The sequence below is a fragment of the Mobilicoccus sp. genome, from assembly GCF_032060985.1.
GTDB lineage: Bacteria > Actinomycetota > Actinomycetes > Actinomycetales > Dermatophilaceae > Mobilicoccus.
Genome location: NZ_DAMBGD010000009.1, coordinates 105,837 through 119,540, shown reverse-complemented (window position 1 = coordinate 119,540; position 13,704 = coordinate 105,837). Strand labels below are relative to the sequence as shown.

At 72.0% G+C, this 13,704-nt stretch carries 9 protein-coding genes, 1 tRNA gene and 1 riboswitch; of the genes, 4 read left to right on the top strand and 6 right to left on the bottom strand.

Features of this window, described 5'->3' with window-relative positions; all coding sequences use genetic code 11:
• Positions 1-108 precede the first annotated feature (108 nt).
• Complete coding sequence (gene speB, locus RT054_RS09085; RefSeq protein WP_313023204.1) at positions 109-1,125, bottom strand: agmatinase; 1,017 nt, start codon at positions 1,123-1,125, stop codon at positions 109-111.
• A 237-nt stretch (positions 1,126-1,362) separates the two neighbouring features.
• Between speB and RT054_RS09080 the strand changes: the two genes are divergently transcribed.
• Complete coding sequence (locus tag RT054_RS09080) at positions 1,363-2,862, top strand: sodium:solute symporter (RefSeq protein ID WP_313023241.1); 1,500 nt, start codon at positions 1,363-1,365, stop codon at positions 2,860-2,862.
• Positions 2,863-2,881: 19 nt separating this feature from the next.
• Here RT054_RS09080 and RT054_RS09075 read toward each other — a convergent pair whose 3' ends face one another.
• Together RT054_RS09075 and RT054_RS09070 are read right to left on the bottom strand one after the other, a co-directional pair.
• Positions 2,882-3,481 (bottom strand): helix-turn-helix domain-containing protein, encoded by a 600-nt coding sequence (locus tag RT054_RS09075; RefSeq protein ID WP_313023203.1) that lies wholly within the window; start codon positions 3,479-3,481, stop codon positions 2,882-2,884.
• 239 nt (positions 3,482-3,720) lie between these two features.
• Positions 3,721-4,380 (bottom strand): TetR/AcrR family transcriptional regulator, encoded by a 660-nt coding sequence (locus RT054_RS09070; RefSeq protein WP_313023202.1) that lies wholly within the window; start codon positions 4,378-4,380, stop codon positions 3,721-3,723.
• Between the two features lie 78 nt (positions 4,381-4,458).
• Between RT054_RS09070 and RT054_RS09065 the strand changes: the two genes are divergently transcribed.
• Positions 4,459-7,665 (top strand): carboxyl transferase domain-containing protein, encoded by a 3,207-nt coding sequence (locus tag RT054_RS09065; protein WP_313023200.1) that lies wholly within the window; start codon positions 4,459-4,461, stop codon positions 7,663-7,665.
• An 11-nt stretch (positions 7,666-7,676) separates the two neighbouring features.
• On the top strand, positions 7,677-9,326 hold the full coding sequence (locus RT054_RS09060) for an AMP-binding protein (protein WP_312717689.1): 1,650 nt from the start codon (positions 7,677-7,679) through the stop codon (positions 9,324-9,326).
• 148 nt (positions 9,327-9,474) lie between these two features.
• Here RT054_RS09060 and RT054_RS09055 read toward each other — a convergent pair.
• Positions 9,475-9,550, bottom strand: a tRNA-Thr gene (locus tag RT054_RS09055).
• Positions 9,551-9,803: 253 nt separating this feature from the next.
• Between RT054_RS09055 and RT054_RS09050 the strand changes: the two genes are divergently transcribed.
• On the top strand, positions 9,804-9,950 hold the full coding sequence (locus RT054_RS09050) for a hypothetical protein (protein ID WP_312717687.1): 147 nt from the start codon (positions 9,804-9,806) through the stop codon (positions 9,948-9,950).
• 152 nt (positions 9,951-10,102) lie between these two features.
• On the opposite strand, the gene RT054_RS09045 is transcribed toward RT054_RS09050, so the two are convergent.
• Both RT054_RS09045 and RT054_RS09040 read right to left on the bottom strand, forming a co-directional pair.
• On the bottom strand, positions 10,103-10,729 hold the full coding sequence (locus RT054_RS09045; RefSeq protein ID WP_312717685.1) for a transglycosylase family protein: 627 nt from the start codon (positions 10,727-10,729) through the stop codon (positions 10,103-10,105).
• An 11-nt stretch (positions 10,730-10,740) separates the two neighbouring features.
• A riboswitch (cyclic di-AMP (ydaO/yuaA leader) is annotated at positions 10,741-10,909 on the bottom strand.
• Between the two features lie 403 nt (positions 10,910-11,312).
• Entirely contained in the window at positions 11,313-13,385 is a 2,073-nt protein-coding gene (locus RT054_RS09040; RefSeq protein WP_312717683.1) for a protein kinase domain-containing protein, read from the bottom strand.
• Positions 13,386-13,704 lie beyond the last annotated feature (319 nt).

Here is a 13,704-nt window from a genome sequence, read left to right as displayed (position 1 = left end):
GCCCGCCTCATCGCAGATCGGCCCGTCGTCCCGAACAGGGACGGCGGGCCGATCTGCGTGCGCAGCGAGATGGAGAGGCACGAACGACGGGAGCCGACGCCCGCGAGGTCAGGCCCCGTAGACCGGTCGTGAGGCGCCGTAGGCGGGCCCACCGGGGGCGGCTCCCGATCCGAGGGCGAGCAGGGAGACGAACTCGTAGACGACGTTTGCGGCGGCCAGCCCGGTGAGCTCGGCGTGATCGTAGGGCGGAGAGACCTCGACGACGTCGGCGCCGACCAGGTCGAGTCCCCGCAGTCCACGAAGGAGTTCGAGGAGCTCCCGACTCGTGAGGCCGCCGGGCTCGGGGGTGCCGGTGCCGGGCGCATGGGCGGGGTCGAGGACGTCGATGTCGAGGGAGACGTACAGCGGCCGCTCCCCCACCCGTTCGCGGAGCAGGCCGACGACCTCGTCGACGCCCAGGCGCAGGACGTCGTTGCTCGTGACGATGCCGAACCCGAATCGGGCGTCGTCCTCGAGGTCCTCGGTGCCGTAGAGCGGACCGCGGGTGCCGACGTGGCAGAGCGCGTCGGTGTCGACGAGCCCCTCCTCGAAGGCCCGGCGGAACGGGGTGCCGTGGGTGTACTCGGCGCCGAAGTAGGTGTCCCAGGTGTCGAGGTGGGCGTCGAAGTGCAGCAGCGCGACGGGGCCGTGCTTCTTCGCGTGGGCCCGGAGCAGCGGCAGCGCGAGAGTGTGGTCACCGCCGATCGTCACGAGGGCGGTGTCCTGCGCCAGGAGTTCACCCGCCGCGTCGGCCGCCGTGGTGATCGCGTCCTGGATGTCGAAGGCGTTGAGCGCGACATCGCCGGCGTCCGCGACCTGGGCCTCCGCGAACGGCGACACCGACTGGGCCGGGTTGAAGGGGCGCAGCAGGCGTGAACTCTCACGGACGTGGGTCGCACCGAACCGGGCCCCCGGCCGATAGGAGACCCCGCTGTCGAAGGGCATCCCGACGACGGCCACGTCGGCGCGGGCGACGTCCTCGATGCGAGGAAGCCGGGCGAAGGTGCCGAAGCCGGCGTACCGCGGCGTGAGGGCGGCATTGACCGGGCCGAGCCGGCCGTTCTGCTCGATGCGCGGGTGATCCATGGGGAACTCCTCCTTGCCCTCGGCACGGCTGGACGACGCCGCGGGAAATACCGCACCGGCCGCGGGTGTGACCCAGCCTACGCATCACGTTGCCCAAAAAGCACCCCTTGTTTACCTATGGGCTATCCCCTACATTGACTCGACATCGAGGGCGGTGCCCCCGCCGAGCCCTCCCGCCACAGGAGGCCCATCACCGTGACAGTGAACCTCGCGATCGTCATCCTGTACCTCGTCCTCATGCTCGGCTTCGGTTTCTGGGGTCGGACCCGGACCAAGACCAGCTCCGACTACCTCGTCGCCGGCCGTCGCCTCGGCGGCTTCCTCTATGCCGGCACGATGGCCGCGGTCGTCCTCGGTGGCGCGTCCACCGTGGGCGGAGTAGGCCTCGGCTACACGATGGGCCTGTCCGGAATGTGGCTCGTCGTGTCGATCGGCGTCGGCGTCCTCGTGCTCTCCCTGCTGTTCGCGGGACAGCTCCAGCGCCTGCGCATCCACACCGTCACCGAGATGCTCGGGCTGAGGTACGGCCACCGCGCCACGGACGTCTCCAGCATCGTCATGCTCGCCTACACGATCTTCCTGGCCGTGACGTCGACGGGCGCCTACGCCACCGTCCTCCACGTCCTCCTCGGGTGGGACCGATGGGCGTGCATCGTCCTCGGCGGCGCCGTCGTGCTCGTGTACTCCGTCGTCGGCGGGATGTGGTCCATCACCCTCGCCGACCAGGCCCAGTTCTTCATCAAGACGATCGGCATCTTCTTCCTCATGTTGCCGCTCACCCTCCTCGCCGCCGGCGGCTGGAGCGGACTGCAGCAACGCCTCGACGCGAGCTACTTCCGCCTCGTCGGCGACGCGAACGGCGGCGCCGACGCCCAGACGATCGTCACGTGGTTCGTCATCTACATGTTCGGCATCCTCATCGGGCAGGACATCTGGCAACGGGTGTTCACGGCCCGCAGCGACGCCGTCGCACGCTGGGGTGGGACCGCGGCGGGCGTCTACGTCGTGCTCTACGGTGCCGCCGGCGCAGTCATCGGGATGTCGGCCCGCGTCGCGCTCGGCGACGGCGTGGGGGCACGGGACGACGTCTACGCGAAGGTCGCCGACACGATCCTGCCGGTCGGCATCGGCGGGATCGTCCTCGCGGCCGCCGTCGCGGCGATGATGTCGACGGCGTCCGGCGCGCTCATCGCCGCGGCGACGGTGGCCCGCAACGACGTCGTCCCCATGCTCACCGGGCGGGAGCGCGCGACGAGCGACTCCGTCGACGACCCCCACAGCGCGGAGCACATGCGCGAGAACCGTTCGTGGGTGCTCGGACTCGGCGTCGTCATCATCGCGATCGCGGCCGGGATGTCCTCCCTCGAGGGCGGCGAGAGCATCGTCGTCGCCTCGCTCACCGTCGCTTACGACATCCTCGTCGGCGGCCTGCTCGTCGCCATCCTCGGCGGCCTCGTGTGGCGTCGCGGAACCGGTCAGGGCGCGGCGGCGTCGATGCTGGTCGGCACGGTGGTCACCCTGGGAACGATGGGGTTCATGGGCGCGAAGCTCGGCAACCTGCTCGGCGGCATCCTCTCCAACGAGCCGATCTACTACGGCCTCGCCGCCTCGCTGCTCGTCTACGTGGTCGTCTCGCTGGTGACGAAGCCCGCCTCACCCGAGGCGCGCCGCGCGTGGGAGCAGCGACTGGCGGGGGCGGGTGCGCCCAGGGCGGCTGTCACGGACACGCCCGACTGAGCGCCCCCGGACGAGGGGGTCAGACGAACGTCCCGGCGCCCTGCCCCGAACCATGACCGGGCAGGAGGACGAAGAGCACGATGGCCTCGGTGTCGGCGAGATTGCGCCACGTGTGCGGCTCGCGACCGGGGAAGGTGAGGGTGTCACCGGCGTGGAGGACGTGACTCGCGTCGGTGAAGATGATCTCGATGCTGCCCTGGGTGACGTGGCAGAACTCGAGTTCGCAGTCGATGGAGTAGAGCTCGTCCTCCCCCTGACCGCCCGGCTGGATGACGCTGCGGAGGATCTGGACGGAACGCTCGTCGTGGCCGCTGATGAGGCGTTCGTCGATGCCGGTCCCCCCGAGGTTGACCACCGGTGCGTCCTCGAGCCGGATGAGCGCGGTGCGCGGCGCGGTGAAGAGGGAGCCGACGTCGATCTGCAGCACGTGACAGAGGGTGACGAGGGAGGCGACCGAGGGTGAGGTGATGTCGCGTTCGACGCGGCTGAGGAACCCCTTGGTCATGCCCGAGAGCTGGGCGACCTGCTCGAGGGTGTACCGCCGCTTCTGCCGAGCGCTGCGGAGCCGGGCACCGACCTGTACGGCCTCCCGAACACCTTGTACCGGCAGTGATTTCACGAGGCCCCCACTGGTCGCGAGTCGATTGTTCGAGCCTAGCGTCTTCCCGCGCGGCGTGGCTCTCCTGCGGAAACACCGATCCGACGGCGGGCGGTGCGCGGGTCCGCAGCCGGCCACCGACGGGCCCCGCGACGACCGGGCGCGCACTCACGAGGCCGTCGCCTCGGCGCCATCGTCCCCGCCTCGTCCGCGCTGCGCCCCGCCTCGACACTCACGCCCCGGTGTTCACTCTTCGGTACTCACTCCTCGGCGCGGGTGCCGGGCGCGGAGTCCGGCGGCGTGCGTGTCGCCGGGGCGACGGGGAGACCGAGGAGTCGTCGGAAAAGCGCGTCGAGGTCCCGGAGTGCCTGGGTGCGGCGGGAGGGATCGGCGGCGACCCAGGGCGCGTAGGCGATGACCATGCCGTAGGCCGCGCGGGCGAGCGCCTCGGGCTCGGCGGCCGGATCGCCGTCCCCGGATTCCTGGAGCCGTCGTGCATACCGGGCGCTGCGCCGCAGGGGATGGACGGACAACTCCTCCCACAGCCGTCCGATCTCCGGGTCCCGGTGGGCGCGCGACTCGATGACGTCGAGCATCCGCAGGTTGCGCACGCGGGCGTCGAGGAACGCCTCCATCGACCGGGAGGCGATCTCGCTCGGGTCGGTGAGCTCGGGAGGCATGCGTTGGCTCGCGAGCAGGTCGTCTCTCACCTGTCGTGCGACGGCGCCGAACGCCTCCTCCAGCGAGGAGAAGTACACGTAGAACGTGGCCCGCGAGACCCCCGCCTCCGCCGTCACCGCGCCGACGCCGGCCCCCTCGACGCCGTCCCGTTCGAACACCGTACGGGCGGCTCGCAGCAGATCCGCGTGCCGATCGGTCTCGTGCCGGTCCCGTCGGGACCGGGTCGCCCATTCCGCCATACGTCCAGTCTGTTGACGTTGACGCTGGTGTCAACGCATAGTGGCGACTTCTTGCCGATCGTGTCGAAGGAGACAGAGGTGACGCACGTCCTCGTGGCCAACCGCGGCGAGATCGCCGTTCGCATCCTGCGGGCCGTCCGGGCCTCCGGGCGGAGGGGTGTGGCGGTTCGCACGGCCGACGAACGCGACGCCCCGCACGCCCGCGCCGCCGACGTCGTCGTCGACCTGCCGGGCGAGGGCCCGGCGGCGTACCTCGACGTCGAGGCGCTGATCGCGGCGGCCGTGGACGCCGGCGCCGATCTCCTGCATCCCGGTTACGGATTCCTCAGCGAATCGCCCGAGCTGGCGCGAGCCTGCGAGCGCGCCGGAGTGCGGTTCGTCGGCCCCTCACCCGAGGCGTTGAGTCGGCTGGGTGACAAGGCGTCGTGTCGGGAGCTCGCGGAGTCCCTCGGACTACCGGTCGCCCGTGCCGCCCACGACGAGGCCGGCGCACGTGAGCTGCTGGCCTCCCTGCCCGCGGGGTCGCGGGTGGTCGTCAAGGCGGTGGCGGGCGGCGGAGGCAGGGGAATCCGATTCGCCCAGTCCCCCGACGACCTCCCGGCCGCGATGGCGGAGGCCTCCTCCGAGGGGCGCCGTATCTTCGGCGACGGGCGGGTCGTCGTCGAGGAGGTGCTCGACGATGCCCGCCATGTCGAGGTGCAGATCGCCGGAGACAGTCGGCGCGTCGTCGCCCTCGGCACCCGGGACTGCTCCCTCCAACGGCGGCGACAGAAGGTGATCGAGACCGCTCCCGCCCTGCTGACACCGGCACTGCGCGACCGGATCACCGACGCGGCCGAACAGCTCGTCGGTGCGACGGAGTACGTCGGCCTCGCGACCGTCGAGCTGCTCGTCACGGGTGACCGGTTCGTCGTCATGGAGGTCAACCCGCGCCTGCAGGTCGAACACACCGTGACCGAAGAGGTGACCGGCCTCGACCTCGTCCGCGGTCAGCTCGACCTCGCGGCGGGGGCTTCGCTCGAGGAGGCGCACCTGACGCCGGTTCCCGAGCGCGGAGTCGCGCTGGAGGCGCGGATCAACGCCGAGACCGTCCTTCACACCGGTGAGGCCTACCCGTCGGCAGGCACGGCGAGCACGGTCGAATGGCCCTCCGGGCCAGGGGTGCGGGTGGACACCCAGCTGCGAGCCGGCGTGGAGGTCACCGGGCGCTTCGACCCCCTCCTCGCCAAGATCGTCGTCCGCGGCGGCGATGCGGAGGAGGCGCGACGGGCACTCATCGACGCCCTCGACGAGACGCGGATCGACGGCGTGAGGACGAACGTCGCCTGGCTGCGGGCCCTGCTCGACGCCGACGACGTGCGCTCCGGGCGGGCGCGCACGACCACCGTCGACACCCTCGCCGCGCCGCTCGCCGCCATCGTCGGCGAGGGGGTCGGTGCGGGCATCGGAGACGGCGGCGCCACTCGGGACGGGGCCACGGGCGGGACCGACGACGAAGGCACCGTGCGCTCCCCCATGCCCGGGGTCCTGTCCGGGTTCGAAGTCTCCGCCGGTGACGTGGTCGCGGCCGGCGCGCCCGTCGCCGTCGTCGAGGCGATGAAGATGGAACACGTCCTGCGCGCCCCGACCTCGGGCACGGTGCTCGATCTGCTCGCCGACCCGGGGGCGGGGGTCACGGCGGGAACACCGCTGCTGCGCCTCGACACCCACGACGTCGACGACGTCGAGTCCTCGGTCGACGAACTCGTCGACCTCGACGCCGTGCGGGACGATCTGCGGCTCGTCACCGACCGCCACGCGACGACCCTCGATGCGAACCGCCCCGACGCCGTGGCCCGTCGGCGACGCACGGGCCACCGCACCGCGCGGGAGAACATCGCCGACCTCGTCGACCCCGGCAGCCTGCGCGAGTACGGCGCGCTCGTCGTCGCGGCCCAACGTCGGCGCCGCAGCGTCGAGGAACTCCGCGAGGCCACCCCGGCCGACGGCATCGTCACGGGCCTCGCGAGGATCGGCGGCGCCCCGGTGGCCGTCCTCGCCTACGACTACACCGTGCTGGCCGGGACACAGGGCTACCTCAGCCACCACAAGACCGACCGGATGCTCGAACTCGCCCGGGAGCAGCGGCTGCCCGTCGTCCTGTTCGCCGAGGGCGGCGGCGGGCGGCCCGGCGACACCGACACGACCGTGGTCTCCGGGCTCGACGTCGAGACGTTCTCGACGATGGGGTCGCTCTCGGGGCACGTGCCGAGCGTCGGCATCGCGGCCGGGCGCTGCTTCGCCGGGAACGCGGCGCTCCTCGGGTGCTGTGACGTCGTCGTCGCGACGCGTGACGCCTCGATCGGCATGGGCGGCCCGGCGATGATCGAGGGCGGCGGCCTGGGCACCTACCGGCCCGAGGAGATCGGGCCTGCGCCGATGCAGGCGCGCAACGGTGTCGTCGACGTCCTCGTCGAGGACGAGGCGAAGGCCGTGGCCGTCGCGCGCCGGTACGTCGACCTGCTCACCCACCGCGAGGTGCGTGGCGAGGCACCCGACCAGCGGCGCCTGCGTCACGTCATCCCGGAGAACCGCAAGCGCGCCTACGACGTCGGTGACGTCGTCACGACCCTGTGCGACGTGGGGACCCCCCTCGAGCTGCGGGCGGAGTTCGGGTCCTCGGTCCGCACCTACCTCGCCCGCGTCGACGGCGCCGCCGTCGGGATCGTCGCCAACGACCCGAGACATCTCGGCGGCGCGATCGACGCGGACTCCGCCGACAAACTCGCCCGCTTCCTCCAGCTCTGCGACGCTCACGGCCTCCCGATCGTCTCGCTGTGCGACACACCGGGATTCATGGTCGGACCGGAGACCGAGGCCACGGCCACGGTCCGCCACTTCTCCCGTGTGTTCGTCGTCGGCGCGCGGCTCCGGGTGCCGGTGTTGTGCGTCGTCCTGCGCAAGGGCTACGGACTGGGCGCGCAGGCGATGGCGGGCGGGAGTTTCCGCCGTCCGGTGGCGACGATCGCCTGGCCCACCGCCGAGATCGGTGGGATGGGCCTCGAGGGCGCCGTCCGCCTGGGATTCCGGCGCGAGCTCGAGCAGGCCCCGGACGAGGAGTCCCGCGCGCACCTGTTCGACGAGCTCGTCGCGCGGATGTACGAGCAGGGCCGCGGCGTGAACGCCGCCGAGGCGTTCGAGATCGACGCCGTCATCGACCCGGTCGAGACCCGCGCCTGGATCCGCGGCGCGCTCGACACCCCCCGTCCCCTCGACGCCGGTCACCGACCCGTCGACACCTGGTGAAGGAGACCGACATGGACCTGCAGAGCTACCTCGACGACGTCCGCGCACGACAGGCGGCGTCGCGTCCCGCGGACACCCCGGGCGAGGTCTCGTACCCGCTCGGCGAACGGACCCTGTCCGCTCACGTCGACCACTGGGCCGAGGTCCGCCCCGACCGACTCGCGATCGTCTGCGGTGAGGCGCGCCTGACGTGGGCCGACCTGCACGCCCAGGTCGTCGCCGTCGCCGCGGCGATGCGCACGGAGGGCGTCGGCCCGGGCGACCGGGTCGGCGTCCATCTGCCCAACCGTCCCGAGTTCGTCGTCTCGATGCTCGCCGCGCTGCGACTGGGGGCGGTGTTCGTGCCGGTCAATCCGATGTTCCGGCCGCAGGAGCTCGCTCACGAACTGACCGACGCGGGAGTGCGGCTCCTCGTCACCCTCGACGCGTTGGCACCGGTGGTGGGCGCTGTGCGCGACGAGGCGCGCGACCTGCGGACAGTCGTCGTCATCGGCGAGCCGGTCGACGGGATGCTCGCCTGGGAGGACTTCACCGCCTCCGGTGCGGGCGTCGACATCGAGGACGCCGGGGACCTCGACTCCCTCGCCGCGCTCAACTACACCGGCGGCACGACGGGCCTGCCCAAGGGGTGTGAGCACACCCAGCGGCACATGCTCTACACGGGCGCGACGGCTCTGGGCGCCAGCGGCGAGATCGACGCCGACGACTTCGTCGCGCTCTGTTATCTCCCCGTCTTCTGGATCGCCGGGGAGGACCTCGGCATCCTCATGCCGGTCGTGTCGGGAGGCACGAGTGTCCTCATGGGCCGCTGGGACGCGGGACTCGCCCTCGACCTCATCGAGCAGGAGCGGGTGACGATGATGGTCGGCACGGTGGAGAACTATCTCGAACTCCTCGCTCGGGACGATGTCGCCGATCGCGACCTGTCGTCGCTGCGGGACCCGGCGGCGGTCTCCTTCGTCCGCAAACTCGACCCCGAGGTGCGTCGAAGGTGGCGGGAGGTGGCCTCCTCGACGCTCCGGGAGGCGGCGTACGGCATGACCGAGACCCACACGATGGACGCGACGGCCTACGGCATGGACGCCGGCGACCGCGATCTCCACGAGGAGCCGGTGTTCTGCGGGGTGCCGGTGCCCGGCACCGACATCGTCATCCGCGACTGGGACACCGGTGATCTCGTGCCCCTCGGGCAGGACGGCGAGATCCACGTGAGCAGCCCGTCGGTGATGACAGGGTACTGGCGCAACCCCGAGGCGAGCGCCGCGCAGCTCGTCGACGGCTGGCTGCGCACGGGCGACAGCGGACGGCTCGACGAGAACGGGTGTCTGCACTTCCTCGGCCGGCGCAAGGAGCTCATCAAGGTCAAGGGGATGAGCGTGTTCCCCGCCGAGATCGAGATGGTGGTCGCGCGCCTCGACGGCGTCGCGTCCTGCGCCGTCGTGCCGACCCCCGACGCCGACCGCGGCGAGGTTCCCGTCGCGTTCGTGACGCTGACCCCGGGGTCGACCGCCACGGCCGACGACCTCCGCTCTCAGGCCGCCGAACAGCTCGCGTCGTACAAGGTTCCCCGGATCGTCCTCCTCGACGCCTTCCCCATGACCGCCACCGGCAAGATCCGCAAGGTCGAACTCGAGGAACGTGCCGCCCAGAGCACGGACTGACCTCGCCCCGCCCCTCGCCGCCCGCGGCCCGGATTCCGACACGGCGAACCCCCGGCCCGGTGTCATCCAAGGTCGCAGGCAAGGTTGCGTGCGGGGGGTCGTCATCACGACCACCTCACCGCATCCCTGCCTGCGACCTTGTCGTGAGTGGAGCTGGCGAGGGGACTCGAACCCCTAACCACCTGTTTACAAGACAGGTGCGCTACCGATTGCGCCACGCCAGCGGGTGCCCGGTCGTCGCGGACGGCCCGCGAACGAATGAGCTTGTCCAGTCTAGCCGTTCGTGAAGGAGGGTCCGGCGACCCGCACGCCGGGGCGTTGTCGCAGGTCAGATACATGCGGCGGGGGTGGTGCACCGATACCGAATCGTGCTCTCACACCCCTGGCCGACGGCCCACAGAGCCCCATCATGGTCACACGTGCCCGGCGACCGCCGAGGCACACCTCACCAGCGTCGTCGACGCGGAAGGGACTGCCATGATCACGCTCGGGCTGATCCTGCTCATCCTCGGCTTCCTCATCAAGGGCATGGCCGTGCTCAAGACGGTCGGGCTCGTGCTCATCCTCATCGGGCTCTTCCTCAACTTCGTCCCGATCGGGGGCACCCGCCGACGCGTCTTCTGAACGACTCGGGTGAACAGGCGGACGAGCCGGGAACGCCGAGCCGCGAGGAGGGGATCAGGCACCACGAGCCCGAATCCTGAACGCCCCCGAAGACGAGACGACGACGCCCCGACCTCCAGGAGGAGGTCGGGGCGTCGCGCTGAGAAGAGACGTCAGCGAGCGAGACGGTGCGCGCCGGTCAGGGCTGCGCCGCTCAGGTAACGCTTGCCGCTGAGGCGGATGCCCAGGCGACGCTCGGTCTTGCGGACCGTCTCCGGGCCGACGATGCCGTCGACACGGGCACCGACCTTGCGCTGGAGCTTGCGCACCTCCGCGCGGGAGAGGACGCCCTTCGAGGACGTCACGCGCTGGGTGCTACGGGAAGCCGCCACCGCGCTGCCACCGCCGGAGGCACCGTTGGAGCGGGTGAGGCCGGCCTTGCGGCTGCAGACGGGCCAGGCGCCCGGCCCCTGCATGCGGAGGAGGTTCTTCGCCACGGCGATCTGCTGTGCCTTCGTGGCGTGGTGGGGCATGCTCGCGTACCGGCTGCCGCCGGCCGCGCGCCAGCTGCTGCGCGAGAACTGCAGGCCACCGTGGTAGCCGTTGCCGGTCGAGATCTTCCAGTTGCCGCCGCTCTCACAGGCAGCAACCCGGTCCCAGACGCCGCCACCGGCGGCCTGGGCCTGAGGGGCGCCGACGGCCATGCCGCCGACGATGGTGGCGCCGCCCACGACGGCCGCCATGAACGTACGGCGGGCCTTCGACACAGGGGTGACGGCGCGATGCTTGGCGTTGTACATGTGGATGGTCGGTTTCCTCTCCTGACGGCGCCTGTGGGGTTAGCTGTCGGGTTCGGGCGTCAGGCTGCCCGGCCGAGAGAACTCGGCTTCACCCCGAGGCCGTCTCACGACGACCGGACCGGATCGCGGTCACTGGGTCCCCCACCTTCGTCTGCCCGGGATATCCGGCAAGGCACGCCCCGACGAAGCTCGGCGCGGGTGTGCGCAGTGGTCTGGTTGGCTGTGTAGTTGGTGTCGGCCCCCGAGGACAGGACCATGCACCTGTCGGCCAAACGCTGGCGACTCTAGGCGAGGACCTTGACCTGAGCAATACCCCGGTCACGGTTGCGCAACGAAACGGTCACAGGAACGGGTCAGGTTCGGGGCGAAAGTGCACGTCGTCGTCCACCACCAGCATCCTCGACCGTGACCGTAACGTGATCAATCCGACATGAACGCATGACCCACGTATGGCTCCTCCCGCCGCCGTGACGGTCCGGAAGCGGCCCAGCCCGAGTCGATGGATGCGCGTCGCCGGTGACGCACTCGCCCGGAGCCCGCCGGGAAGCCCGCGGCCAAGCGTGGCTGGTCCGATGACGGAGGCTCAGACCCCGATCCAGCGCGTCAAGGCCGGCACGAGGCCGCGCAGACCGTCCAGCAGACCATCCAACGGCCACCACGACAGCTCCCACCCACTCGACTGCGTGAGGAGCGCGAGCACCGCCGCCGAGACGCCCGCGGCGACGCTGAGGACGATCGCGCCCGTGTGCCCCGGCGCGACGGTCCGCACGAGGACGCGCGACCCGAGCCGCACGGTGGTCCCACCCGGGCCCCACCAGGCGACGATCAGCCCGCCCGCGGCGCCGAGCATGAGCGCCGGGGAGAGGGACAGCGGCAGCCCGTCGACGTTCCCCGCCACGGCACGCAACCCGAAGACGAGGCCTGCGCCGACGAGGAGCGGGAGCACGCCCGCGACGAGCGCCGAGAACATCGCGCCGATGAGGTGCCACGGGGTCGCGAGCGCCGCGACCGCCACGTCGGTGTCCCGCGGTCCGCGGGAAGCCCGCCGCAACAGGACCGTCGTGAAGAGTCGGTCGGTGAGCCGTGCGAGGCCCGACCACCCCAGCGCGACGAGGATCCCGAGCCCCGGTCGGTAGGCGATGAGGGCGACGAGGAACAGACCGACCGCGAGCAGCGTGCCGGTACGCGAGGACACCGGGCGAGGTGGGGCGGTCGGCGACCACCCTCCGCCCGGCACACCCGGATTCGCCGCCGGGTAGGCGGGCCCCGGACGGTCCTGCCCGTTCCCGCGCCCGTCACCGGGATGCCCGTAACCGGGACGGGCGTGGCCGGGACGGTGGTCGGGACGCGTCGTCACATGGCGTGGGGGCGGGTAAGCCGTGGCCCCGCCGGTCCCGGCCGGGGACGCGCGGAATGCGGCGTAGGGCGACGAGGGTGCGGGGGGTGCGGGCGGCGCGGGGTCGTGCCGCGGCGGCACCGTGGGCATGAGGCGGGTCGAGACGACGGGGTGGGACACCGTCGCCGGAGCCTGGCTCGCGGCACCCGCAGGCACGCCGGAGGACGATGCGGAGGCATCGGCGTCGCCCCGGTGACGCCGCGGGAAGGCCCGCCCGACGAGCTGCTCGAAGCGCTGCGTCGGCGTGCTCTCCTCGCGGGCGGCCGGACCAGGGACCGCCTGGGTGGCCGCCGTGTCCGCCATGGCCGCCGAGGACCCGCGGTCGCTCGCCGAGTCGTCGGGCCTTCTCGCCGAGGGAGTCGCACCGCCGGGCGCATGGTCCTGCGCAAGGGTCGTCGTCGCCGCCGATGCCGCCGACGGGACCGGCAGCGGCGGGAGCACCGTCGCCGCGAGGGAAGGGTTCTCGAGCACGCGACGCGCCGTCTCCAACGTCGGTCGCCGTCGAGGGTCGGGGTCGAGTCCGGCGTTGACGAGCTGGGCCACCCACCCCTCCAGGCCCGTGAGATCGGCGGCGCCGCGGCGCACGCGGTCATGGACGGCCTCGGTGCGGCCGCCCCCGAAGGGCGCGCGCCCCGTCGCGGCGAACGCGAGCGTGGCCGCGAGACCCCAGAGATCGGTGGCCGGGGTGGCGTCATGACCGTCGAGGAGTTCGGGCGCGAGATATCCCGGTGTCCCCATGACGAGGCCCGTGGACGTGAGCCGCGATTCGTCGGCCACGTGGGCGATGCCGAAGTCGATGACCACGGGCGACCCGTCCGCCATGAGGACGTTGCCGGGCTTGAGGTCGCGGTGGACGACATCGGCGTCGTGGATCGCGCGCAGGGCGTCGAGGAGCGTGAGGCCGACATCGCGCAGCGCCCGCCCCTGCAGCGGGCCGTGCTCGCGGACCCACGCGTCGAGCGGCTCGCCCGGCACGTACCGCGTGACGATGTAGGGACGGGTGCCCTCGACGTCGGCGCCGAGGAACGGGGCGACGGCGTGGTGCTCGACGCGACGCAGGGTCGCGACCTCGCGGGCGAGTCGCGCTCGGGCCGTACGGTCGTGGGCGACGTGCTCGCGCAGCACCTTGACCGCGACCGCGCGCCCGGAGGGGTCGACGCCGAGGTGGACGACCCCCATGCCGCCCTCGCCGAGGACGCCGTGCAGGCGGTAGTCGCCGAGGCGCTCCACGGCGCCCGGTTCGACCGGTTGCGTCGTCACGACCTCTCCTCACTTCCGACCGGTGACGGTCCGCGGCGCGGCTCGTCGGAGCCGCTCTCCCCGAGCCCGATCCCGGCATGCGCGGGACCATGCCACTGTACGGACTCGCCGGGAGAACACCCTGGAGGCGATCTGAGCGCCGACTGCGCGCTCGATGGGCACTGGTCCGGTCCTCGCAGCAGGCGCGATCGGGCCCAGCGCCGGGCGTCACCGGCCCGTCGGCCGACGACGCCACCGCCGAACCCAGACGGGCCCCCTCACGTCCACTGCGACCGGCGCATGGACGCCCGGCCACGACGACCATCCAGCAACACCCGGG

Excerpts from the sequence above, each read along its gene's own strand:
- speB (WP_313023204.1), bottom strand. The coding sequence starts at position 1,125 with ATGGATCACCCGCGCATCGAGCAGAACGGCCGGCTCGGCCCGGTCAAT.
- RT054_RS09080 (WP_313023241.1), top strand. The coding sequence starts at position 1,363 with ATGCTCGGCTTCGGTTTCTGGGGTCGGACCCGGACCAAGACCAGCTCC.
- RT054_RS09070 (WP_313023202.1), bottom strand. The coding sequence starts at position 4,380 with ATGGCGGAATGGGCGACCCGGTCCCGACGGGACCGGCACGAGACCGAT.
- RT054_RS09060 (WP_312717689.1), top strand. The coding sequence starts at position 7,677 with ATGGACCTGCAGAGCTACCTCGACGACGTCCGCGCACGACAGGCGGCG.
- RT054_RS09050 (WP_312717687.1), top strand. The coding sequence starts at position 9,804 with ATGATCACGCTCGGGCTGATCCTGCTCATCCTCGGCTTCCTCATCAAG.
- RT054_RS09045 (WP_312717685.1), bottom strand. The coding sequence starts at position 10,729 with ATGTACAACGCCAAGCATCGCGCCGTCACCCCTGTGTCGAAGGCCCGC.